The organism is [Actinomadura] parvosata subsp. kistnae, from assembly GCF_900323885.1.
Classification (GTDB): Bacteria; Actinomycetota; Actinomycetes; order Streptosporangiales; family Streptosporangiaceae; genus Nonomuraea; species Nonomuraea composti.
Window position 1 is genome coordinate 124,121 of the sequence record NZ_OOHJ01000005.1, and the last position, 21,832, is coordinate 145,952.

General features: G+C 72.9%; 23 protein-coding genes. 15 read left to right on the forward strand and 8 right to left on the reverse strand.

Going from position 1 to position 21,832, the window contains the following annotated elements:
• Positions 1-38 precede the first annotated feature (38 nt).
• Positions 39-1,079 (reverse strand): sulfotransferase family protein, encoded by a 1,041-nt coding sequence (locus KIS93_RS01935; protein WP_080037773.1) that lies wholly within the window; start codon positions 1,077-1,079, stop codon positions 39-41.
• 112 nt (positions 1,080-1,191) lie between these two features.
• Between KIS93_RS01935 and KIS93_RS01940 the strand changes: the two genes are divergently transcribed.
• From KIS93_RS01940 to KIS93_RS01950, 3 genes are read left to right on the forward strand one after another with little or no spacing between them, the layout of a single operon-like run.
• On the forward strand, positions 1,192-2,094 hold the full coding sequence (locus tag KIS93_RS01940) for an ABC transporter ATP-binding protein (RefSeq protein WP_186403531.1): 903 nt from the start codon (positions 1,192-1,194) through the stop codon (positions 2,092-2,094).
• Positions 2,091-2,897, forward strand: coding sequence for a hypothetical protein (locus KIS93_RS01945; RefSeq protein WP_155126793.1), 807 nt, complete (start codon positions 2,091-2,093; stop codon positions 2,895-2,897). Before KIS93_RS01940 ends, KIS93_RS01945 begins: the two co-directional genes overlap by 4 nt.
• A gap of 27 nt (positions 2,898-2,924) precedes the next feature.
• Positions 2,925-3,140 carry a hypothetical protein gene (locus tag KIS93_RS01950; RefSeq protein ID WP_080037775.1) on the forward strand — a complete coding sequence of 72 codons (216 nt, stop codon included), beginning with the start codon at positions 2,925-2,927 and terminating at the stop codon, positions 3,138-3,140.
• 6 nt (positions 3,141-3,146) lie between these two features.
• Here the strand turns inward: KIS93_RS01950 and KIS93_RS01955 are convergent, their stop codons facing one another.
• The 4 genes from KIS93_RS01955 to KIS93_RS01970 form a co-directional block, all read right to left on the reverse strand.
• Positions 3,147-6,656, reverse strand: coding sequence for a RiPP maturation radical SAM C-methyltransferase (locus KIS93_RS01955; protein ID WP_186403532.1), 3,510 nt, complete (start codon positions 6,654-6,656; stop codon positions 3,147-3,149).
• Between the two features lie 42 nt (positions 6,657-6,698).
• Positions 6,699-7,181: a nitrile hydratase subunit alpha gene (locus KIS93_RS01960; protein WP_080037778.1), complete on the reverse strand. Its 483-nt coding sequence runs from the start codon at positions 7,179-7,181 to the stop codon at positions 6,699-6,701.
• A gap of 214 nt (positions 7,182-7,395) precedes the next feature.
• Positions 7,396-8,091: an LmbU family transcriptional regulator gene (locus KIS93_RS01965; protein WP_222107177.1), complete on the reverse strand. Its 696-nt coding sequence runs from the start codon at positions 8,089-8,091 to the stop codon at positions 7,396-7,398.
• Between the two features lie 174 nt (positions 8,092-8,265).
• Positions 8,266-9,075, reverse strand: a complete 810-nt coding sequence (locus tag KIS93_RS01970) for a phosphotransferase (protein WP_155126802.1) — start codon at positions 9,073-9,075, stop codon at positions 8,266-8,268.
• Positions 9,076-9,144: 69 nt separating this feature from the next.
• Here KIS93_RS01970 and KIS93_RS01975 point away from each other — a divergent pair, with 69 nt between their 5' ends.
• Entirely contained in the window at positions 9,145-9,699 is a 555-nt protein-coding gene (locus KIS93_RS01975; RefSeq protein WP_080037780.1) for a GNAT family N-acetyltransferase, read from the forward strand.
• A gap of 21 nt (positions 9,700-9,720) precedes the next feature.
• Here the strand turns inward: KIS93_RS01975 and KIS93_RS01980 are convergent, their stop codons facing one another.
• On the reverse strand, positions 9,721-10,074 hold the full coding sequence (locus tag KIS93_RS01980) for a DUF2809 domain-containing protein (RefSeq protein ID WP_186403533.1): 354 nt from the start codon (positions 10,072-10,074) through the stop codon (positions 9,721-9,723).
• A gap of 90 nt (positions 10,075-10,164) precedes the next feature.
• Positions 10,165-11,403, reverse strand: a complete 1,239-nt coding sequence (locus KIS93_RS01985) for an aminotransferase class V-fold PLP-dependent enzyme (protein WP_080037782.1) — start codon at positions 11,401-11,403, stop codon at positions 10,165-10,167.
• Here KIS93_RS01985 and KIS93_RS64430 point away from each other — a divergent pair.
• The 3 genes from KIS93_RS64430 to KIS93_RS01995 all read left to right on the forward strand — a co-directional run bounded on the left by KIS93_RS64430 (position 11,402) and on the right by KIS93_RS01995 (position 14,262).
• Positions 11,402-11,575: a helix-turn-helix domain-containing protein gene (locus tag KIS93_RS64430; protein WP_246005156.1), complete on the forward strand. Its 174-nt coding sequence runs from the start codon at positions 11,402-11,404 to the stop codon at positions 11,573-11,575. The two genes, KIS93_RS01985 and KIS93_RS64430, sit on opposite strands and share 2 nt — an antisense overlap.
• Positions 11,530-12,792 carry an aminotransferase-like domain-containing protein gene (locus tag KIS93_RS01990; protein WP_246005157.1) on the forward strand — a complete coding sequence of 421 codons (1,263 nt, stop codon included), beginning with the start codon at positions 11,530-11,532 and terminating at the stop codon, positions 12,790-12,792. The genes KIS93_RS64430 and KIS93_RS01990 overlap by 46 nt, the downstream gene beginning before the upstream one ends.
• Before the next feature lie 237 nt (positions 12,793-13,029).
• Entirely contained in the window at positions 13,030-14,262 is a 1,233-nt protein-coding gene (locus KIS93_RS01995; protein WP_080037783.1) for a cytochrome P450, read from the forward strand.
• Here the strand turns inward: KIS93_RS01995 and KIS93_RS02000 are convergent.
• A complete protein-coding gene (locus KIS93_RS02000; RefSeq protein ID WP_080037784.1) occupies positions 14,240-14,791 on the reverse strand; it encodes a TetR/AcrR family transcriptional regulator in 552 nt (183 codons plus the stop codon). The two genes, KIS93_RS01995 and KIS93_RS02000, sit on opposite strands and share 23 nt — an antisense overlap.
• A gap of 79 nt (positions 14,792-14,870) precedes the next feature.
• Here KIS93_RS02000 and KIS93_RS02005 point away from each other — a divergent pair, with 79 nt between their 5' ends.
• The 8 genes from KIS93_RS02005 to aztD all read left to right on the forward strand — a co-directional run bounded on the left by KIS93_RS02005 (position 14,871) and on the right by aztD (position 21,828).
• A complete protein-coding gene (locus KIS93_RS02005) occupies positions 14,871-15,500 on the forward strand; it encodes an FMN-dependent NADH-azoreductase (protein WP_080037785.1) in 630 nt (209 codons plus the stop codon).
• Positions 15,497-15,811, forward strand: coding sequence for a DMT family transporter (locus KIS93_RS02010; protein WP_080037786.1), 315 nt, complete (start codon positions 15,497-15,499; stop codon positions 15,809-15,811). Before KIS93_RS02005 ends, KIS93_RS02010 begins: the two co-directional genes overlap by 4 nt.
• 224 nt (positions 15,812-16,035) lie before the next feature.
• Positions 16,036-16,908, forward strand: coding sequence for an aldo/keto reductase (locus KIS93_RS02015; protein WP_080037787.1), 873 nt, complete (start codon positions 16,036-16,038; stop codon positions 16,906-16,908).
• A 34-nt stretch (positions 16,909-16,942) separates the two neighbouring features.
• Entirely contained in the window at positions 16,943-17,572 is a 630-nt protein-coding gene (locus KIS93_RS02020) for a cysteine hydrolase family protein (RefSeq protein WP_080037788.1), read from the forward strand.
• Between the two features lie 148 nt (positions 17,573-17,720).
• Positions 17,721-18,554, forward strand: coding sequence for a zinc ABC transporter permease AztB (gene aztB / locus KIS93_RS02025; RefSeq protein ID WP_080037789.1), 834 nt, complete (start codon positions 17,721-17,723; stop codon positions 18,552-18,554).
• Positions 18,551-19,699 (forward strand): WD40 repeat domain-containing protein, encoded by a 1,149-nt coding sequence (locus KIS93_RS02030; protein WP_080037790.1) that lies wholly within the window; start codon positions 18,551-18,553, stop codon positions 19,697-19,699. The genes aztB and KIS93_RS02030 overlap by 4 nt, the downstream gene beginning before the upstream one ends.
• Entirely contained in the window at positions 19,696-20,604 is a 909-nt protein-coding gene (aztC, locus tag KIS93_RS02035) for a zinc ABC transporter substrate-binding protein AztC (protein WP_080037791.1), read from the forward strand. Before KIS93_RS02030 ends, aztC begins: the two co-directional genes overlap by 4 nt.
• Before the next feature lie 27 nt (positions 20,605-20,631).
• Positions 20,632-21,828, forward strand: coding sequence for a zinc metallochaperone AztD (gene aztD, locus KIS93_RS02040; protein WP_080037792.1), 1,197 nt, complete (start codon positions 20,632-20,634; stop codon positions 21,826-21,828).
• Positions 21,829-21,832 lie beyond the last annotated feature (4 nt).

Genomic DNA, 21,832 nt, shown 5'->3' on the forward strand with positions numbered 1-21,832 from the left:
GACAACGGTTTTCATTGTAGAGGGTGGAGAGGATCGGCTCAGGAGAGCGCGTGCTCCGCGGCGGCGATCGCGGCCGCGCCCGGCTCGCACGCCGCGCGCAGTGCCGCCAGCGACTCGGCGTCGAGATCGGCCCGCGCCCGGCCCGCCCGGCCCGGATCGACCAGGCGGCGCGCCGCCTCCAGCCACCGCGCCGGCACCGGCAGTCCGGCGAACTCCGCCAGCCGCCGCAGCTCCGCCTCGGGCCCGCGCAGCAGGGCCTCGTAGCTCATCGAGATCCACGCCTCCCGGGGCAGCTCGCGCAGGGACGCCACCCCGTCGCACACCATCGCCGACCACCACTGCGCGCCGAACACGTGCACCGGGATGGGATAGCCCATCAGCAGGTCGGCGTTGTAGGGCGGGCAGATCAGGCCGCGGAACCGCGCGGGCAGCGCCGCCTCCACCTCCTCCAGCGTGGCGGTCGGCGGCAGCCCGGCGGCGCGCACGGCCGAGATGGCCAGCGTCTGCCAGCGGAAGGACGGGTGCCGGCTCATCGACAGCGCGCAGTCGGGGCCGTCGCGGTGCAGATGCACGAAGCGCGCCTCGGGGAACAGCCGCCGCAGCCGCTCCACCATGACGAGCGAGGCGCCGGAGCGCTCGATCACGAAGCGCCGCCCGTACAGGCCGGCGAGCAGGCGGAAGACGTGCCGGTACTGGTCGGCGGCCGGACGCCGGGGCCAGGAAGGGATCTCGGCGGCCAGCCGGTCGAACAGGCCGTCGGGGTCGTCGGTGAGCAGCGGCAGCACGCTGTGGCAGATCACCGGCACGCCGGTCGCCGGGTCGAAGCGGCCCTTCCCGTACGGGTAGTACAGCTCGGGCGGCTTCAGCCCGTCCCTGATCAGGGCGTCGAGGAAGGTCGCGGGCGCCGACAGCAGGCCCCACAGCTCCGCGCCGTCCAGCTCCCCGGTCGGGAGTTTCCTGCCGACGCCCAGCGTGGAGAAGAACTCGCTGACGCTGAGCACGTCGGGATGCTCGCGCAGGATGCGGGACAACAATGTCGAGCCGCACCGCCCGGTGCCCACGACAATGGTGAGATCCACCGGCCGCCTCCTTCTCGCGTTTTTTCGTACGCGGGCGTGCGGGAGAAATTGCCATTACCTTAGCAAGGCGTTCATCGGCTGCCCAGCGACCGTTCTTGATAGAGTGAGTTTTATGGCTGTGCTCAGCGCCGCGGGCCTGTCCGCCGGTTACCGCGGCCCGGCCGTCCTGCATGAAGTGCGGCTCGATTACGACCCCGGGCTCCATGTTTTACTCGGCCCTAACGGCGCCGGTAAGACGACCCTGTTCAGGGTGTTGTCGGGAGTGCTGCCGCCGCGCGCGGGCGGCGTGCTGGTCGACGGCGCCGACCCGTACGCCGACGCCATGGCCAAGCTGCTCGTCGGCCTGGCGGCGCACCGGGCGGCTCTGGCGCCCCGGCTGAGCGTCGCCGACAACCTGGGCTACTGGGCGCGGGTGCTGCGCCTGCCCGCCCCCACGCGGCAGCGGCGCGTCGAGCAGGTCATCGATACCATGCGGCTCACCGACATCGCGGGCCAGAAGGCGGGCTCGCTGAGCAGGGGGCAGGCGCAACGGGTGGGCGTGGCCAAGGCGCTGCTCGGCGACCCGCCCGTGCTGCTGCTCGACGAGCCCACCGCCGGGCTCGACCCGGGCATGGCGGCCGGGCTGCGCGAGCGGCTGCGCCTGCTGGCCGACGCCGGGCGCACCATCGTCGTCTCCACCCACGAGCTGGCCGAGGCGAGCGAGCTGGCCGACGACGTGACCGTCCTGCACCAGGGGCGGGTGGTGGCCCGCGGCGAGCCGGGCGAGCTGCGGCAGCGGCTGGTCGGCCAGGGCTACCGGCTGCGCGTGCGCGGCCACGGCGACCTGCTGGGCGCGCTGCGGCGGCTCGGCTACGCGCCCGAGGCGCACGGGCACGACGGGGCGACCGTCCAGGTGTCCGGCGAGGAGGAGACGGAGAGGCTGGTGGCGGCGCTGGTGCGCGACGGGGTCGGGATCCGCGAGGCCACGGCGGCCGGCAACCCGTTGCAGGACGTCTACCTGCATCTTCAGGGGTGAGCGGGGTGCCGGGCGCGTTCGCCCTGTGCGGGGCGATCCTGTGGCGGGTGCGCAGGGAGGGCGTGCGCGACCTGCTGTCCGCCGTCGTGCCGTTCGTCGTGCTCCTTGTCGTGCTCAGCGTGCTGCCGCTGGTCGCCGGGCACGGGATCAAGGGCGCGGCCGTGGCCGCCGCCGTCGGCGCCCGCTACGGCGCCGACGCCAACATGGTCGTCGTCGGGCTGCTGCTGCTCATCACGCCCGGGCTCGCGGCCCTGTTCGGCGCCATCGGCGTCACCCGCTCCGTGCAGGGGCTGGTCGGCTCCGAAGTGAGCAGGGGCGGCATGGAGGAGCTGCTGAGCGCGCCGTACACGCCCGGCGGCATCGCCGCCGCCGTGCTCGGCTACGCCCTGGTCGTGGCCACCGGCTTCTGGGCGGTCATGACCGCGGCCGGCGCGCTGGCGATCACCGTCGTGCTGCTCCTGAGCGGCGCGCGGCTCACGCTCGACGCCGGATACCTGACGCTCGCGCTGCTGCTGCCCCTGCTGTGCGCGTGGGCGAGCGCCGGGCTGACCCTGATGGTCAGCCTGCTCTTTCCGCGCCTCACCCAATTGGGTGCGGGCGTGAATGTCGCGGGCGGCAGTCTCGGAAACGGCCTGGCATTGCTGCCGGCCCTCGGCACGTTGCTGGCGCTGCTTTACGGGACGGTTTCCCTGGGGCCGGTGAAACTCTTTCTCATGGCCGGTGGGGTGACCGTGGTCATTACCGTCGCGGCGGTGGCGATCGTCGCCGGGAAATTCCGGCCGGAAACGGTGCTCGACTCCTGACGATTTCCTGGAGAAAACGACATGGGAATGATTCCGGATCGTATCGTCCGTTGTTCCGACGGGCACCTCTACACGGCGCAGTGGGCGCCGTTCTTCTCCCTGCGCGCCGTACGGCTCGGCTCCCGGCGCTTCGCCCGCTGCCCGGTCGACGGCCGCTGGCGGCTGGTCACCACGGTCGAGCCGCGCGACCTCACCGAGGCCGAGATCGAGGAGGCGAAACGCCACCACGCGGGCCTGCAGTGATCCCTGTCAGGACGGGTCCGCGCTGACGTGCCCGCCGGGGAACTCCGTGTGCTGCGGCAGGGCGGGCAGGTCGCCCTTCACCGCCAGCGCCACGAGCCGGCCGTCGATCGGCAGCACCAGCCGGTCGGCCACCAGCTCGTCCACCACCTCTCGGACCTCGTCCGCCGAGGCCCGCACGTCGAAGTCGCGGTTGACGGCGTCGGCGATCCGGTCGGCGCGCGGTGCCGCGTCCGCCGCCAGGTACACCGCGCGGGCCAGGCCGCTCAGCGTCGTCCGCCACCGGCGGGCGCAGCCGCGCGAGTCCATGATGTCCAGGACGCCGTCGCGGTCCACCAGCGACAGGATGGGCGGCAGGTGCCGGCGGAAGGCCGCCCGCCACTCGCGCACCGCCTCGTACACCGCCACGGTGCCCGGCCGCTCCCGCACGTCGGCCCGGCTGAAGGCGGCCAGGTCGAGCGTGTCCGACTCTGGCTCGGCGGTGAAGAAGTAGGTCAGGTCGTCCAGGTCCGCCCGATCCAGCGGGTAGACGTGCGCCATCGCCGAGATCGGCGTCAGCGTGAGCCCCAGCTGCCCGGCCCGCTGGTGGTAGACGCTGTAGCGGTCGTAGCGCAGCCTGGACAGGCCGTTCGGGGCCTGGAGGTGCTCCAGCAGCGGCAGCCAGCCCGCCATGGTCCGGTAGTAGTGGTCGTGCTCGCCCGGGAAACCCCACAGCAGCGACCACGACAGCCGCAGCCCCAGCTCGCGGGCCCACTTGAGCAGCTGCACGTTCTGCCAGCCCCGCACGCCCTTGTCCATGAGGGCCAGCACCTCGCTGTGCAGGCTCTCGATGCCGGGCTGCACCCACGTCACCCCCGCCCGCACCAGCAGCTCCACCTGTTTGCGGGTGAGGTTCGCCTTGACCTCGTAGAAGAGCCGGCGCGGCCGGTCGTCGGCGGCGAGCCTGGGCAGCACCGTACGGAAGTAGGCCATGTCGAGGATGTTGTCCACGACCTCGAAGTCGCTGATGCCGTGGCGCCGCTCCAGCTCGCGCACCTCGGCCAGCACCCGCTCGGGCGACTTGGAGCGGAAGGCCATGCTGCTGCCGTTCAGCCCGCAGAACGTGCACTGGTGCACGTCGCCCCACCAGCAGCCGCGCGAGGTCTCCAGCGGCAGGCCCGGCCGGATGTTGGGGCGCAGCGGCGAGGCCGCGACCTCCGCGAAGTAGTCGTCGAACTCCGGCACCGGCAGGCTGTCCAGGTCGCGGAACAGGGCACGGGGGAGCGCCTTGCCGCGAGGTCTCCGTACGTGGAGGTCGAGGACGCCGGGCCCGCGCGCACGGAAACCGGCCCCGCCGCCCTCCCGCGAACGGGGGCCGAGGACGCCGGGCGGCAGCTGTTCCGGCGGGACGTCGCGGCCCTGCGCGAGCACCAGGCGGCACAGGCCGGCGATCAGGCCGTCCGCCTCGCCCGAGACGACGTAGTCCACCCACGGGAAGCACCGGTGGGTGGCCTCGCCCATCACGGTCTCGCAGTTGGCCCCGCCCATCATCGTGATCACGGCCGGGTCCAGCTCGCGGACCCGCCGCAGCAGGGCCAGCGAGGCGGCGTGCTGCTCGAACGTGGACGTGCAGCCGACCACGCGCGCCCCGCTCGCCAGCACCCGGCGCGCGGCCTCGTCGACGAACTTCGTCGCCATCTCGCGCAACGACACCAGGTCCGCGACCAGCCGGTCACCGCCATCACGGCCATAGGCGCCGAAGAACCTGCCGCAGGAGTCGGCGATCTGCGCGAGGTACCGCTCGTCGCCGTCGCGGGCGCCCGGATACTCCGCCTCGGGGAAGGCCACGTCGGCGAACGTCCACTCGCCCATCAGGAACTCGGTCGGCGCGTGGTTGGCGCACAGATGGTAGAGCTCCAGGCCGACGCTCTCGGCGAACCAGAGGTTGGCGTTGGCGACGACGGTCTCGACGCCCTCGGCGATCAGGATGCCCTTGAGCAGGCTCAGCCCCATGGACGGGCGGGGCAGCCCGGCGTACGGCATCGAAACGAGGCATACGTCCACGGCAGGGTCTCCCAGCGCTCTACCGGACCGCGTACACGGCCGGGTCGGTGTCGGCCGAGGGCTCCTCGTCCAGGCAGCCCTCCGCGAACAGGAAGTCCAGCAGGGCGAACGTCTCCTCCATCGGCACGCCGGCGGTGTGCCGCCTGCTCCGGGCCAGCTCCGCGGCGGTGCACGACCCGCCGGTGAACAGGGCGGCCAGGTCGCCGGGCCGGGCTGGTCGCGGATGACCACCCGGTTGCCGCGCGAGGTCAGCCGCAGCTCGCCGTTCTCGACCTCGGGCAGGAGGCCGGGACGCAGCCGCACGGTGTCCTCGACGCGCAGCGCCGGCCGCATGCGCGTGGAGATCATCGACTGCAGGACGTCGCGCAGCTCGCCCGGCGTGCCGAACTCGGCCTGGTCGAGCACCCAGTAGCCGAGCGGCCAGCGGTCGGTGGCGTCGCAGGGCGTGATGAGCCGCACGGACCGCTCGACCAGGTTGAACAGGAAGCCCGACACGCACGCGATGGTCGAGCCCTCGCCGGGCGGCACCAGCTCGTCCCCGCGCTTGCGGGAGAACTTGCGGGCCCGGCCCGCGTTCGCCTTCACCTGCGGGATGGCCGCCTCCCTGTTCTGCGGGACGCACTCCACGCGCAGCAGCTCCTCAGGGCTGAACGCCTCGTGGACGCGGTCGAGCCAGTTGATCGAGATGATCGAGAAGCGGTCGATGGCGGAGCCCATCGAGCTCGTCAGGCGCAGCAGCCGCCGCGTCCGCTCCACGTCGGCGTGCGCCAGCGCGGTCGTGGTCTGCGGGCAGCGGCCCATGACCTCGTGGAAGTCCACCAGGAACCGCTCGTAGTCGGGATTGTCCAGGGGGTCGGTCGCCCAATACAGGAAGCTCTGGGCGGCGCAGTCGCCCACCACCTCCCGCAGGGCGCCGAGCACGCCCCGCCACAGCGCCGCGTTCGGCTCGGTGTAGGGCCAGGTGTGGTCGAACCGGGGAGCGGCCACGCCGCAGAACCAGCAGCCGACGGTGCAGCCCTTCGACAGCTCGAAGGCGGCGGGCGCGTGCACGATGGCGTCCGCGCGGTGCGCGCCGAGCTCGCCGCGGCACCGGTTGATCTGCCGCCGCCGCCAGGCCGCCATGGTCCGGTTCGCGGGCTCGCCCTCGCGGCGCAGCCGCTCCCGGTGGGCGATCTTTTCCTGGATGTACGCGCAGTACCGCAGCACCGACGCGGGGTACTCGGACCGGCGCGGCCCGTTGATCGCGGCCTTCCCGGCCGGGTCGAGGAAGGGCGTCACCTCGCCGGGCCGCAGCGGGCTGCCCAGGTCCTTGAGCGCGGCCTCGGGGTCGGCCTCGAACGCCGCGCGGAAGGCCGGATCCATGGTCCAGCGTTCGAGGGCCCGCTTGGTGTGGGCGACGTCCCGCAGGTAGCTCGCCGGGACGTCCGAGAGCTCACCGAGCAGGGGAAAGACGGTGTCCAGCGGTTCTCGCGCCATTCTTCCTTCTCTCTCGTCGAGCCTCTGCTCGGTGCGGCGGGGTCAGGTCAGGACGACGGCGCCGACCACCTCGGCCACGATGCTCACGGTCGACCCGACGACGACCGCCTCGACCGCCCAGATGAAGGGCGCGGTGTGGTGGCTGAGCGTCGTCTCGGAGGTCATGGCCGGGTCGATCCCCGCCGGCGGCGTCCGCAGGACGATGTAGCGGACGTGCTCGGAGTTCCTGACCAGCCGCAGCTCGCCGCCCTCGGGCACCTCGAGCGCGCCCGGCAGGCCGCCGATCACCTGCCGGACGTCGCCCGCCTCGCGCGCCAGGTTGACGTGCCGCACCGCCGGCGTGTCCTCCAGCACGCGCAGCTCGATCCCCTCGGGCACGTCGAGGCCCTCCTCCGTGAGGACCGCGGCCGGCTCGCGCAGCAACCGGTCCTTGTACTCGGGATCCCGCCAGGCGCGCGCGGTGACCATCGCCATGATCGTGGCGGCGCGGTCTCCGTCCAGCACCCGGTCCGTCGTCGCGGTCATACGCATTCTCCTCTGCTCTCGAGCCATGCTCCATGAAACGGGGATGCGACCGATCCGGGTAATCGCGGAAATCGGCGGCACCGGCGACCGGAGGCCGTCGGCTTTTGCATGACGCGCGCTCGCCCGAAATGCGACGGGGCGGGGTTGTGCGGCCGAGGACCTCCGCGGACCACGGTGAACTTGCGTGCGATTATGAATATCCGGGAATATCCTGTCAATCCTCGGCGGCGCCGACCGGCGGATATTCATTTCCCGGGGCCGCGGAATCCGGCGGATCGATCGCGTCGCCGGCGGCCCGGTCCATGACGGCCACCATCCATTCCAGGACGTCCTGGTGCACCGCCGCGGCGGCCGCCTGCCAGGTCTTCACCTTTTCCTGGCTGACCTTCAGCCGGAGCGTCGCCTCCACATTGTCGGCCGCCGCGGCGCTGCCCGCGCGGGCCGCTCTGAGCTGTTTCCTGAGCTCCCGCAGCGACCACCCGAACGCCGTGGCGCGGTCGAGCCAGAGGTCCTGCTCGGCCTCGGGAAGGGCGGCCACCGCCGCGTGGTGCTGGAAGCTCACCGTGTCCCGTCGACGGGACACCGGGAACCGGCGCGCCACCCACGCGTAGTTCCGTAATGTCTGATAGTCGAGCGACGTCTCCTGGATCGCCCGCTGGTAACGCTTGGGAAACTTGTCCTGGCCGAATATGAGCCAGTCGCCCAGCCACCAGGCGGTGGAGTTGCCGATGAGCAGGATCCGCTGGCCGATCTGGCTCCACGTCGACAATTGCGTGTTTTCCGGTAAACGCAGGCTCAGGCGTCCTGGAACCGTGTCGGAGCCCAGTGTGAGCTGACCGTTGATACCGCCCGAACGATCACGCTGCGCAATTCTCCGGCTGCCGCCCGCGTTTATTTGCCGTTGTATCACCTCGTGCTCCCTGCGACGGCATTGACTTGTCGTCACTGTCAGTGTGGCACGGCGGCCGGAGCCTCGCCACACGGAGATCCACTGAACTGCGCCCGGTTATTCAAGGAGATTTCCTGAGCGCCTTGACCGGTTGTGGAACGTGCCTTTTCCATGCGGATTCAAGCCTGAGAGGGCTCAGGTGCGGACGGCGCGCTCAAGGACGTCCCAGTGCCGCTGCATCCAGGCGGCGCTGCGCAGGCGCCACGCCATGCCGTGCACCACGCTCCGCGACGGCCCGGGCTCGCCGCCGGCCTGGGGCGTGATCGTGACGGGGGCCAGGGCGGCGGCGTCCTGCACGGCGACGAGGATCATGTGCTCGACCAGTTCCTCGCGATCCCCGGCGGTCAGCCCGTACCCGTCGATCATCAGGCGCAGCACGTGCAGCCGCTCGGCGAGCGGGCGCAGGCCGGCCAGCGCGGCCACCTCGTCGTCGTGCAGGTGGCTGTTCAGCCAGCAGAGCTGCGCCACCTCGACCAGCGGATCGACGGGCCCCGCCACCTCCCAGTCGATGAACGCCACCGGCAGGCCGCCGCGGACCACGACGTTCCAGGGGCCGGTGTCGCAGTGGCCGAACACGCGCGGCCGCCGCCCGAGATCGCGTCCGTGCCAGGGCTGCCAGGTCGCGTCGCCGGGCTCGGCGAAGGTGGCGGTGGCGGTGTGCAGGTCGCGCAGCAGCCGGCCGAGCGCGTGGGCCGCCTCGTCGCTCCACTGCCCCAGCCTTACGAAGCCGCCCTCGACGAAGGTGAGCGTCTCACGCCCGGAGCCCGGCTCGAAGCCGCTGCCGACCACGCGCGGCGCCCCCTCGAACCCGGCCTCCTCCAGGTGCCGCAGCAACGCCTGCACCGTGGCCGACCACGGGCCCGCCGCGCGCAGCACCGTCCCGCCCCGGCGGGCGACCACGCCCCGGGCGCTGAGCAGCGGCACCTCCACCTGGTCATCCGTCACTGGGCCACCTCCGCGGCGGGGGCCCGGCCGTCCCCGGGCCTTGGGCCCATGTTCTATGATCACGGGCCTATGAGCCACGTGCGTACGCTTTCCGCCGCGGAGATCTCCTCGGAGCGGCTCCTGCTGCGCAGGGCGTTGCGCGCCGCCGACCGGGAGGCGTTCGTCGAGCTGTCGACCGATCCCGACGTGCAGTCCCACCTCGGCGGCCCCCGTCCTCGCAGCGAGGCCGAGCAGCGCTTCGAGCAGGTCCTGGCCGGCGGCGGGGAGACCAGGCCCGGCAACTACGCCATCGCGGACCGGGCGACGGACCGCTTCCTCGGCACGCTGATGCTCTCCCACCGGCCGCCCGGCGAGACCGGGCAGGCCGGCGAGGAGCTGGAGCTGGGCTACGTCCTGCGGCGCAGCGCCTGGGGCGCCGGGCTCGCGTTCGAGGCGGCGACGGCCGCGCTGCGCGCCGCCGCCGGCGAACTGCCCGACCAGCCGGTCGTGCTCGTCACGCAGACCGCGAACGAACGCTCCATGAACCTCGCCGCCCGCCTGGGCTTCCGGCCGGTCCGCACGTTCGAGGAGTACGGCGCCGAGCAGACCCTCTGCACGGCCCCGCTCTCCCTGTGGTCCTCCTAGGCGGCGCGTACAGTCCGGGAGTCAGCCGGGCTGATCACCGGATCGGACCCATCGGCGTTCCCAGGCCAGAGCCGCGACCACCCCGATGGCGTAGGCGACCAGGTCCCACGGGTCGGGGAACGCGCCGACCAGGACACCGCCGATGCCCGGCGGCGTCATGCCGACCATCTGGTAGAGCTCGACGCCGGCGGCGACCGCGGCCGTGGCCAGGGCGCGGCGCACGGCGGTGGTGCGCCACAGCAGCCCCAGGAACGCGTAGACCAGCATGGTCGCGACGACGTCGCTCACGTAGCCGCGGATGAACGGTTGCCCCGGGCCCCGGTAGAAGAGGACGAACGCGCCGACGGCGAGGGCGAGACCACCCAGAAGGACCATGGCACGGCGCATGGGATCGACATCTTCTCCGCATCTCTGTGATCAGGACGAACCCGATCATAGAGCTCGTCCCTCGAGGTCCTCCTGGGGCTACGGGGCCCGCCGCCCGGTGACGAGATCCGCGACCGCCTCGACGACCTGGTCCACCTCCTGCTCGGTGTTGTAGTAGTGCGGTGACAGGCGCAGGCACCAGTCCACGTCCTTGTCGCCGAAGTCGAACTGCGCGAAGTGGCGGAAGCTGAGCGCCGAGTTGATCCGGCGCGCGTCCATGGCGGCCTTGAACGGCTCCGCCTCCCACCCGTCCACGGCGAACGTGACGAGCGCCCCCAACCGCCGGCCCCGGTCGAGCACGCGCACCCCCGGCAGCCCGGCGAGCCTGTCGCGCAGCCCGGCGGCCAGGGCGGGGGTGCGGCGGGCGATGGCGTCCATGCCGACCTGCCGGGCATAACGGGCGGCGGCCGCACAGCCCAGCACGATGGCGTACGGGAACTCCCAGTCCTCGAACCGGGCGGCCGTCTCGACCGGCTGGTAGCGGTCCGGCGCGACCCACCGGGCGCCGTACATGTCGATGAACAGCGGCTCGTACCCCTCGCGCAGGACGCGGTCGGAGACGTACAGGAAGCCCGAGCCGCGCGGCCCGCGCAGGAACTTGCGGCAGGTGGCGGTCAGCAGGTCGCAGCCGATCTCCGCCACGTCGATCGGGTACTGGCCGACCGACTGGCAGGCGTCCACCAGGTACAGCAGGCCCAGCTCGCGGCAGTGCCGGCCGATCTCCGCGACCGGCTGCACCAGGCCGGAGTTGGTGGGGATGTGCGTGGCCGCCACCAGCCGCGGGCGGTGCTCGCGCATCAGCCGCGCCATGGCCGCCACGTCCACCCCGCCCTCCGGCAGGTCGGGGGCGTGCACGACGCGCACGCCGAGCCTCTTGCCCAGGGACAGGAAGGCGATCTGGTTGGAGATGAAGTCGTTGCGGGTCGTCAGGATGACGTCGCCGGCCTCGAACGGGATCGCCGACAACGCGGTGGAGAAGGCGTGGGTGGCGCTACCGGCGAAGGCGATGTTGCCGGGAGCGCAGTTGATCAGCGCGGCCAGCTCGGTGTAGAACCCGCGGACCTGCTCGGCGCGGGCGGCCGCCGCCTCGTAGCCGCCGATGCTCGCTTCGAGCTGTAGATGCTCGACCATCGCCGCCAGCACGGGCGCGGCCAGGAGGCCGCAGCCGGCGTTGTTGAAGTGCACCACCTGCTCGGCGCCCGGGGTGTCGGCGCGCAGGGCCGCGATGTCCAGAAGCGATTCTGTCGAAATTACGGAAGCGCTATTATCGTCTCTCATGTCGGATAGTAGCAGTTCGGCGGAGCTGGCCGTCGCGATGCGGGCGATGATCGACCGGCTGGCGCCGGGCGACCGCCTGCCCAGCAGCCGCGAGCTGATCCGGCGCTACCAGGTCGGCCCGGCACCGTGGCGCGGGCCATCGCCATGCTCGCCGCCGAGGGCCTGGTCGTGACCCGTTCGGGCAGCGGCACGTACGTGACGGCCCGGGCGCGGCGGCGTACCGACGTGGCCGACACCGCCTGGCAGACGGTCACCCTCGCCGACCGCAGCGTGGACACCCGGCTGCTCACCGGCACCGCCGGCACGGCGCCCGCGGGCACGATCCTGCTCGACGGCGGCTACCTGCACCGCTCCCTGCAGCCCACCCGGATCCTCACCGCCGCGCTCGCCCGCGCCGCCCGCCGCCCCGACGCCTGGGACCGCGCCCCCGCCACCGGCCTGGAGGCCCTGCGCACCGTGTTCGCCGCCATGATCGGCGGCGGCCTGACCGCCGACGACCTCCTGATCACCTCCGGCGGGCAGAGCGCCCTGTCCATGACGTTCCGCGCCATCGCCGCGCCGGGCGACCCCGTCCTCGTCGAGTCGCCCACCTACCCCGGCGCGATCGCCGCCGCCCGCGCCGCCGGCCTGCGCCCCGTGCCCGTCCCCATGGACGCCGACGGCCTGCGACCCGACCTCCTCGCCGACGCGTTCGCCCTGACCCGCGCCCGCCTCCTCTACTGCCAGCCCACCTACCACAACCCCACCGGCGCCGTCCTCGCGCCGGACCGCCGCCCGCAGGTCATCGACGCCGCCCGGGCGGCCGGCGCGTTCGTCATCGAGGACGACTTCGCCCGCCACCTCGGCCACGGCACCCCCATGCCGCGCCCCCTCCTGGCCGACGACCGCCACGGCACCGTGATCCACCTGACCTCGCTCACCAAACCGGCGGCGCCCAGCCTGCGCATCGGCGCCCTCGCCGCCCGCGGCCCCGTCATGGAGCGCCTGCGCGCCATCCGCCTCGTCGACGACTTCTTCGTCACCCGCCCGCTGCAGGAGACGGCGCTCGAACTCCTCAGCTCACCCGCCTGGGACCGGCACGTCCGCTCCCTCGCGGCGGCCCTGCGCGAGCGCTGCGCCACCCTGGCCGGCGCCCTCTCGCGCGAGCTGCCCCACTGGACCCTCATCGGCCCGCCCAGGGGCGGGCTCCACCTGTGGGCCCGCCTCCCGCACGGCGCCGGCACTGTCGCCGACGCGGCGCTCCGGCACGGCGTCGCCGTCAGCGCGGGCGACCGCTACTTCGCCACCGAGCTCCCGGCCGCCTACCTCCGCCTCAGCTTCGCCGCCGCCGCCGACCGCGACGAGCTGGTCGAGGCCGCCCACCGCCTCGCCGCCGCCACCTCGCACTGATCCCGGTCACGGACGGTCACCGGCACCGGCCCGTTGTGCTGGCGGGCGCCGCGACCCCGGGGAGCGACCACCGGGGCGTGCGGGCCGTGATGAGCGTGCGGCGGGGAGGTCTGCGTTCACCGCAGACCTGACCGGCGCTCACGGAGGCAGTGAAGCGTCACTTTCCCGGCGGGCGATGCCGGAAGACCCTGGAGGGGCACGCATCGACGCAGGAGACGATCCCGCCGGGAGGATGGCGTGACGACACCCGCAGCCCCGAACGTCCCGTTCCTCGACGTCCTGGACCCCGCGTTCGACTTCGACGCCCCGGAGGTCTACGCGGCGCAGGCGGAGAGCTGGTACGCCGACAGCCCCTTCGGCCTGCTCGTGCTCCGCTACGAGGAGGCCAGTGACCTGCTGCGCGACCGGCGGCTGACCCATGACGGCCGGCGCTACCTGGAGATGCACGGCATCACCAGCGGTCCGATCCACGACTGGTTCGTGCCGATGATCGTCAACCATGACGGCGACGTGCACCGCCGCCTGCGCGGCCTGATGAACAAGGCGTTCACGGCCCGCCGGATCACCCGGTTGCGGCCGTTCGTGCGGGAGCGGGCCGAGGAGCTGACCGACGGCCTGGACGACGGCGGCACGCACGACTTCGTCGCCGAGTTCGGGATCCGGCTGCCGCTGGCGGTCATGTGCCGGCTGCTCGGCGTCCGGCCCGAGGACTACGACCTGTTCGGCACCTGGACGGCCGACCTCGGCCTGATCTTCAGCCTGTCGGGCGGCGGCGACGTCGTGGCCCGGCTGGAGCGCGCGGTGGACGGCCTGAACGACTACGCCGACCACCTGATCGACGACAAGCTCGTCCGGCCGTCCGACGATCTCAGCTCCGACCTGGTGGCGGCCTACCAGGCGGGTGACGGCCAGGTCAGCCGGGAGGAGCTGCGCAACCTGCTGGTCACCCTCGTCTTCGCCGCCCACGACACGACCCGCCACCAGCTCGCCAACGCCATGGTCGTCTTCGCGCGGCACCCCGAGCAGTGGGTGCTCCTGGGGCGGCGGCCGGAGCTGGTATCCCAGGCCGTGGAGGAGGTGATGCGCTGGCAGCCGTCCTCGACCAGCATCTACCGCTTCGCCGCCGAGGACTTCACCTACAAGGGGCTCGCGGTCGAGAAGGGGATGTACCTCACCATGTGCGTGAAGGCCGCGCAGCGCGACCCTCGGGCGTACAAGGACGCCGGCCGGTTCGACATCACCGAGGTCAGGGAGCTGCCGTCGCTGCAGTTCGGCGGGGGCCCGCACCACTGCCTGGGGGCGGCCCTGGCGCGGGTCGAGGTGGGGGAGGCGCTGTCCGTGCTGGCGGCGCGGCTGGGGCCGCCGTCCCTGATGGGGCCGCCGGCCTGGCCGGGGCCGCTCGGCATCCAGGGGCCGGAGACGCTTCCGCTGCGCTTCGGGCCGGGCCTCACCCGTCCAGAACGGCCGTGAGCCTGGTCAGTGCCCGGGTGATCTGCTCGGTGGTGAGGCCGAGCACGGTGCGCTGGTAGTCGTACACCTCGGGGGCCAGGGGGGCGAGCAGCACGTCCACCAGCGCGTCACGGCCGGGCGTGCCGGCGGCGACGAGGAGCGCGCGCACGTGGGCGCGCCAGAACCCGTACGCGCCGGTCTCGAAGCGTGAGCGGCCCACCTCGGAGCCGAGGACCAGGTGGGAGTGGTCCTCCAGCAGGCGCACCATGGCGGCGTAGAAGGCCGCGAGCCGCTCGGCGGGCGGCGCTCCCGGCCCGAGCGGCGGCTCGCCGCGCAGCAGGCGCTCCTGGAGGGCGCGCTCGTGCTCGTCGAGCAGCGCGACGGCGATCGACGCCCGGTCGGGGTAGCGGCGGTAGAGGGTGCCGCGGCCCACTCCGGCCTTCTTGGCGATGTCGTCCATCGTCACGTCCTGCGGGGACCGCTCCGCGAACAGCAGCGCGGCCGCCTCCAGGATCCGTGCGCGGTTGCGTGCGGCGTCGGCTCTCTCCATGCCCCCATTGTATGTGGACGCAATGTCCGCTTATAGTCATCTGGACAGCGTGTCCACATATCTGTGCCGAGGAGAGATCATGCTGCTTCACCTGGACGCCAGCGCCCGCCGCCACGCGTCGTTCTCGCGGAAACTGTCGAGCGTGTACGCCGAGACCTGGCGGGCCGCCCACCCCGACGCCCGCTACGTCTACCGCGACCTGGCCGCGCACCCCGTGCCGCACATCGGCGAAGCCTGGACCGAGCTGTGCGACCACATCCTGGAGCACGAGATCACCGACATCTCGCGCTACCGGGAGGCGGCCCGCACCCCCGCCCAGCAGGCCGCGTGGGCCGTCGTGGAGCCGCTGCTCGACGAGGTGGTCGCGGCGGACGTCATCCTCATCGGCACGCCGATGTACAACTACTCGATCCCCTCGACGCTCAAGGCGTGGCTCGACCAGATCACGTTCCCCAAGATGTCGCTCGAAGGCCGCTCGTTCGTGGTGACCAGCGCGCGCGGCGGCGCGTACGGCCCCGGCACGCCCCGCGAGCCGTACGACCACCAGGAGCGCTACCTGCGCGACTTCTTCAAGGGCCACTTCCGCGTGGAGGACGTGACCTTCATCCACGCCGAGCTGGTCAACGCCCGCCTCGACCCGGCCCTGGCCCACCTGCGCGAGCAGCACGAGCAGTCGCTGGCCGCGGCGCTCAAGGAGGCGGCGCAGTGAGCTGGCTGACCCTGCTGCTGGCCGGGCTCGTCGAGGTGGCCTGGTCGCAGAGCATCAAACCGACGCAGAACTTCACCCGCCCGCTGCCCACGCTCGTCTCCCTGGCCCTGATGGCCGTCGCCGTCTGGCTCCTGTCGCGGGCCATGAACACGCTGCCGGTCGGCACCGCGTACGCCGTCTTCACCGGCATCGGCGCGGTCGGCGCGATCACGCTGGGCATCGTGGTCAACGACGACCCCGTCTCGGTGGGCAGGATGGCGGCGCTCGCGCTGATCGTCGGCGGCATCGTGCTGGCCAGGATCACCACCTGAGCCCGGAGAGCGCGCCCGCCGCGGCCCGGGCGCGCCCTGGCCGGACGCTCGCACAGGCTTTGGCCGCACGTCCGCAGGGCTTTGCCGGACGTTGAGGTAAGGCGCGGGGGCGCTGGGCAGGCGCGGGTGGTGTGCCGCCGGCGGCGGCACCTCAGCGGTCCCCGCCGGCTTCCATCACCAGCGCGCCCCGGCCCGAGCCGGAGGCGGACAGAAGGGAAGCCGTGATGACCACTGCGACGGCTGCCGCATCCGGCCAGTTCATGATCGAGGACGTCCTGCCCGTCAACCGCCTCGGCTACGGGACCATGCAGCTCACCGGCCCCGGCGTGTGGGGGCCGCCGGCCGATCCGGACGAGGCCGTGCGGGTGCTGCGCCGGGCGGCGGAGCTCGGCGTCACCCTCTTCGACACCGCCGACTCCTACGGCCCGTGGGTCGCCGAGCCGCTGCTGCGCCGCGCTCTCGCCCCGTACGGCGAGGACATCGTGATCGCCACCAAGGCCGGCCTCACCCGGCAGGGCCCCGACCAGTGGACGCCTGTCGGCCGGCCCGCCTACCTGCGCCAGCAGTGCGAGATGAGCCTGCGCAACCTCGGCCTCGACCGGATCCCGCTGTTCCAGCTGCACCGCGTCGACCCGGACGTGCCGGTCGAGGACCAGGTCGGCGAGCTGCGGGCGCTGAAGGACGAAGGGAAGATCGCGCACATCGGCCTGTCGGAGGTGAGCGTCGAGCAGATCGAGCAGGCCCGCGCCGTCGCCCCGATCGCGTCGGTGCAGAACCTGTACAACCTGGCCGACCGCTCGGCCGAGAGCGTGCTCGACCACTGCGAGCGGCACCGGATCGCCTTCATCCCGTGGTTCCCGCTGGCCACCGGCGGCCTGGCCAAGCCCGGCGGGCCGCTCGAAGCCATCGCCTCCCGGCGATCGGCGACGCCGTCGCAGCTCGCGCTCGCGTGGCTGCTCCACCGCTCGCCGGTCATGCTGCCCATCCCCGGTACGTCGTCGGTCGAGCACCTGGAGCAGAACGTGGCCGCCGCGGGGCTGGAGCTGACCGAGGAGGACTTCGACGAGCTGACCGCGGCCGGCGCCTCGACGAGCTGACCCCGCCTTTCCCTACCTGCGAGGAGCACCCGTGATGTTCCAGGCGTACGACCCCGGCCGTACGGCCGTGCTGCTGGTCGATCCGTACAACGACTTCCTGTCCGAGGGCGGCAAGATATGGCCGCGCGTGCGGCCCGTGGCCGAGCAGGTCGGGCTGCTCGACCACCTGCGTGCCGTGGTCGCCGCCGCGCGCGGGGCGGGCCTGCGGGTGATGATCGTGCCGCACCGCCGCTGGGAGCCGGGCGACTACGAGACATGGGACCACCCCAATCCCACCCAGCGCGGCATCATGGAGCGGCACAGCTTCGCCCGCGGCACCTGGGGCGGCGAGTTCCACCCCGACTTCCGGCCGCGGCCGGGCGACGTGGTGGCCCGCGAGCACTGGGCGCAGAGCGGCTTCGCCAACACCGACCTGGACTTCCAGCTCAAGCAGCACGGCATCAGCCACGTCGTGCTCATCGGCTTGCTGGCCAACACCTGCATCGAGTCCACCGGCCGGTTCGCCATGGAGCTCGGCTACCACGTCACGCTCGTGCGGGACGCCACCGCCGCGTTCCTGCCCGAGATGATGCACGCCGCCCACGAGCTGAACGGCCCCACCTTCGCCCACGCCATCACCACGACGGACGAGCTCACCGCCGCGTTTGAGCAGGCGTCCACCTGAGCGGGAGGCGCGCCATGGACGAGAAACTCGGCGTGCCCGTGACCGCCTCCGGCCGGCGGCTCCGTGCGTCTCCACGCGCTCCTCCAGCATGACCCTCGCATGGCTCTAGTTGGAAACGACAACGGTTTTCATTGTAGAGTCCTGGCGCATGGACTGGTTGTTCGATCCCTTTCAGGTGTCATTTGTCCGGCAAGCGCTCTGGGCCGGCGTCCTCGTGTCGCTGCTCTGCGCGCTCGCCGGCACGTGGGTGGTGCTGCGCGGCATGGCCTTCCTGGGCGACGCGATGTCGCACGGGATGCTCCTCGGCGTGGCGCTCGCCTCCATGGCGGGGGTCGACATCCTGATCGGCGCGCTGCTCAGCGCGGGCGGCATGGCGTACGGGGTGAGCGTCCTGGGCCGCTCCGCCCGCCTGTCGCAGGACACCGGGATCGGGCTGCTGTTCGCGGGGATGTTGTCCCTGGGCGTCATCGTGGTCTCGCACTCCCGGTCGTTCGCGGTGGACCTGACCGGGTTCCTGTTCGGCGACGTGCTGGCGGTCACGGGGGAGGACCTGGCGGGGCTCGGCGTGGCGCTCGCGGTCACGGCCGTGGTCGCGGCGCTCGGGCACCGGCCGTTCGTGGCGCTCGCCTTCGACCCGCGCAAGGCGCACACGCTGGGGATGCGGCCGGGGGTGGCGCACGTCCTGCTGCTGGGGCTGGTCACGCTGGCGATCGTGGCGTCGTTCCACATCGTCGGGACGCTGCTGGTGTTCGGCCTGCTGATCGGGCCGCCGGCCGCCGCCGCGCTGTGGGCGCGGCGCATCCCGACGATCATGCTGGGGGCGGCGCTGCTCGGCATCGTCTCGACCGTGGCCGGGCTGATCGTGTCCTGGTACGCGGCCACCGCCGCCGGCGCCACCATCGCCGCCGTGGCCGTGGGGCTGTTCTTCCTGTCGGCGCTCGGCGACTTCCTGCGCCGCCGTCCCCTGGCGGTGGCCCGGTGAGCAGGGCGATCGCGATCCTCACGGCGGGGATCCTGCTGGCGGGCTGCGCGCAGAAAGGCGGCGCGGCCGAGCCGGCGCAGACCCCGCACGGGTACGTCGAGGGGGCCGAGGAGACGGCCGAGCCGCAGCTCCGCCTCGTCCTGTCCGACGGCGAGACGGGCCAGGCCCACGTGCTCGACCCGGTGACCGGCCGGACCACCAAGCTCCCTGCCGCGAAGGTGCGGGCGATCGAGGGGACCGGCCGCTACGCCTTCCTCACCACGGCCCAGGGCACGCTCCAAGTGATCGACAGCGGCGGCTGGACCGTCGACCACGGCGACCACGTGCACTACTACCGGGCCCCCGCCCGCGACCTCGGCACGATCGCCGGCCGCCCGCCGTACGAGGTGACCGGTGACGCGGCGATCACCGCCGTCCGCTCCGGCGACGGCACGGTCACGCTGCTCGACCGCACCCGCCTGGACCGGGGCGAACGGGCCGAGACGGGCCGGTTGACGGCCGACGCCGTCGTCCCGTACGGGGAGCGGCTGCTGGTCGCGCAGGACGGCGCCGTCCAGGTCAGGCCCAGGACCGGCGAGCCCGGCAGCGAGGTCGGGACGTGCGCGGACCCGGCCGGAACGGCGGTCACCCGGCGCGGCGTGGTCCTCGGCTGCGCCGACGGCGCCCTCCTGGTCACCGAGCGGAACGGCACCTTCGAGAGCGAGAAGATCCGCTACCCGCGCGGGACCACGGAGGCCGGGCGCGCGCGGGCGTTCCTGCACCGCCCCGGCAGCTCCACGCTGGCGGCGAAGGCCGGCGACCAGGGCGTCTGGGTGCTCGACGTGACCGCCGCGACGTGGCGGCTGCTGCGCACGGGCCCCGTCCTCGCGGTGAACGCCACCGGCGACGACACCCCGGTCCTGTCCCTCACCAGGGACGGCGTCCTGCGCGCGCACGACCCGCGCACCGGCAAGCAGACGGCCAGGACGAAACTGCTCACCGCACCGGCGGCCACGGCGGCCATCCACGTGGACACCGCCCGCGCCTACGTCAACGACCCGGCGGCCAAGGCCGTCCACGAGATCGACTACAACGACGGCCTGCGCCGCGCCAGAACGCTCACCACGGACCTCGCACCCGCCCACCTGACGGAGACCGGCCGATGAGGGCGCTGCTCGGCCTGCTGGCGGCGCTCGCCCTGGCGGCCACCGGCTGCGCGGCCACCGGCGCGTCCCCGCCCCGGGTGGTGGTCACCACCGACATCCTCGGCGACGTCACCAAGGCCGTGGTCGGCGGCCAGGCCGAGGTGACCGTGCTGATGCGGCCCGACTCCGACCCCCACTCCTTCGGCGTCTCCGCGCGGGAGGCCGCCCGGATCGAGACCGCCGACCTGATCGTCTACAACGGGCTCGGCCTGGAGGAAGGCGTGCTACGCAACGTCGAGGCCGCCCGGCGGGCCGGCGTGCCCGCGCTGGCCGTGGCGGAGGGCGTCGACCCGATCGCGTTCACCGCCGACGAGACGGCCGGGCAGCCCGACCCGCACTTCTGGACCGACCCGGCCCGCATGGCCAAGGCCGTGGACCTCATCGCCGGCCAGGTCGTCGCGCACGTGGACGGCGTGGACGCCGCCGCCGTACGGGCCTCCGCGGCCGCGTACCGGCAGCAGGTCGAGCGGCTCGACGCCTGGGTCGGGCAGCAGGTCGCCACCCTCCCGGCCGGGGCCCGCCGCCTGGTCACCAACCATCACGTCTTCGGCTACTTCGCCCGCCGCTACGGCTTCCAGGTGGTCGGCGCCGTGATCCCCAGCGGCACCACGCTGGCCTCGCCCAGCGCGTCGGACCTGAAGTCGCTCAGCGACGCGATCCGGCGCACCGGCGTCAAGGCCGTCTTCGCCGACTCCGCCCAGCCCGACCGGCTCGCCCGGGTGCTCGCCTCGGAGGCGGGGGTGGACGTCAAGGTCGTCCCCCTGTTCTCGGAGTCGCTGAGCCGCAGGTCGCCGGGCGCGGCCACGTACCTGGAGATGGTCCGCAGCAACACCACAGCCATCGTCGACGGCCTCGACGGCCGCTGAAACCGCTACAGAAAGGCGCACCACACCATGACCCGGACCGCCGCCGCCCCCGCGGCGCTGCTCGCCGCCGCCCTCCTGCTCACCGCCTGCGGGAGCGGGCAGGAGCCCGCGACGCGGGCGGCCGCACCCGCCGCCCAGTCTGCCACGCCGGCGCCCGCCGCCCAGCCCTCGACGACGGTGACGGCCCCCCTCGTGCTGACCCACGACGGCGGCCTGTACGTCCTCGACGGGCAGAGCCTGGAGCTGGTCAAGGACCTCCCCCTGCCGGGATACAACCGCGTCAACCCGGCGGGGGACGACCGGCACGTGCTCGTCTCCACCGCGACCGGCTTCCGCGTCCTCGACGCCGCCTCCGCCACGCTCAAGGACGACGAGTTCAAGGGCTCGAAGCCGGGCCACGTGGTGCGGCACGCCGGCACCACCGCCCTGTTCGCCGACGGCACCGGCGAGGTCACCCTGTTCGACCCCGACGAGCTGGCCGCCGGCCTGCCCAAGGGCGAGGTGTACCGGGCCGCCACGGCGCACCACGGCGTCGCCATCCAGCTGGAGAACGGCGAGCTCGTCGTCACCCTCGGCACCGAGGAGAAGCGCACCGGCATCCTCGTCCTGGACAAGGACCGCAAGGAGATCACCCGCAGCGAGGACTGCCCCGGCGTGCACGGCGAGGCCACCGCCCAGGACGAGGCCGTCGTGCTCGGCTGCGAGGACGGCGTCCTGCTCTACAGGAACGGCGAGATCACCAAGATCGACAGCCCTGACGAGTACGGCCGCATCGGCAACCAGGCCGGCTCCGACCTGTCCCCGATCGTCCTCGGCGACTACAAGAAGGACCCGGACGCCGAGCTGGAACGCCCCACCCGGATCTCCCTCATCGACACCAGGACCGGCACCCTCAAACTGGTCGACCTGGGCACCAGCTACACGTTCCGCTCCCTGGCCCGCGGCCCGCGCGGCGAAGCCCTCGTCCTCGGCACCGACGGCGCCGTCCACGTCATCGACCCGGCCGCGGCCAAGGTCGTCAGGACCATCAAGGTGCTGGACGCCTGGAAGGAGCCCCTGGACTGGCAGCGGCCCCGCCCGAACATCTTCGTCCGCGACCAGGTCGTCTACGTCAGCGACCCGGAGGGCAAGAAGCTGCACGCGGTCGACTTCGCCTCCGGCAAGGTCACCAGGAGCACGTCCCTGCCGCAGCTTCCGAACGAGCTCACCGGCGTCACGAGCTGACCCG

Coding starts and splice junctions, on each gene's coding strand:
- KIS93_RS01985 (WP_080037782.1), bottom strand. CDS start 11,403: ATGAGAGACGATAATAGCGCTTCCGTAATTTCGACAGAATCGCTTCTG.
- KIS93_RS01975 (WP_080037780.1), top strand. CDS start 9,145: ATGAGCCACGTGCGTACGCTTTCCGCCGCGGAGATCTCCTCGGAGCGG.
- KIS93_RS02000 (WP_080037784.1), bottom strand. CDS start 14,791: ATGGAGAGAGCCGACGCCGCACGCAACCGCGCACGGATCCTGGAGGCG.
- KIS93_RS64430 (WP_246005156.1), top strand. CDS start 11,402: ATGTCGGATAGTAGCAGTTCGGCGGAGCTGGCCGTCGCGATGCGGGCG.
- aztC (WP_080037791.1), top strand. CDS start 19,696: ATGAGGGCGCTGCTCGGCCTGCTGGCGGCGCTCGCCCTGGCGGCCACC.
- KIS93_RS02005 (WP_080037785.1), top strand. CDS start 14,871: ATGCTGCTTCACCTGGACGCCAGCGCCCGCCGCCACGCGTCGTTCTCG.
- KIS93_RS01955 (WP_186403532.1), bottom strand. CDS start 6,656: ATGGCGCGAGAACCGCTGGACACCGTCTTTCCCCTGCTCGGTGAGCTC.
- aztB (WP_080037789.1), top strand. CDS start 17,721: ATGGACTGGTTGTTCGATCCCTTTCAGGTGTCATTTGTCCGGCAAGCG.
- KIS93_RS01940 (WP_186403531.1), top strand. CDS start 1,192: ATGGCTGTGCTCAGCGCCGCGGGCCTGTCCGCCGGTTACCGCGGCCCG.
- KIS93_RS01960 (WP_080037778.1), bottom strand. CDS start 7,181: ATGACCGCGACGACGGACCGGGTGCTGGACGGAGACCGCGCCGCCACG.
- KIS93_RS02015 (WP_080037787.1), top strand. CDS start 16,036: ATGACCACTGCGACGGCTGCCGCATCCGGCCAGTTCATGATCGAGGAC.
- aztD (WP_080037792.1), top strand. CDS start 20,632: ATGACCCGGACCGCCGCCGCCCCCGCGGCGCTGCTCGCCGCCGCCCTC.
- KIS93_RS02020 (WP_080037788.1), top strand. CDS start 16,943: ATGTTCCAGGCGTACGACCCCGGCCGTACGGCCGTGCTGCTGGTCGAT.
- KIS93_RS01950 (WP_080037775.1), top strand. CDS start 2,925: ATGATTCCGGATCGTATCGTCCGTTGTTCCGACGGGCACCTCTACACG.
- KIS93_RS01980 (WP_186403533.1), bottom strand. CDS start 10,074: ATGGTCCTTCTGGGTGGTCTCGCCCTCGCCGTCGGCGCGTTCGTCCTC.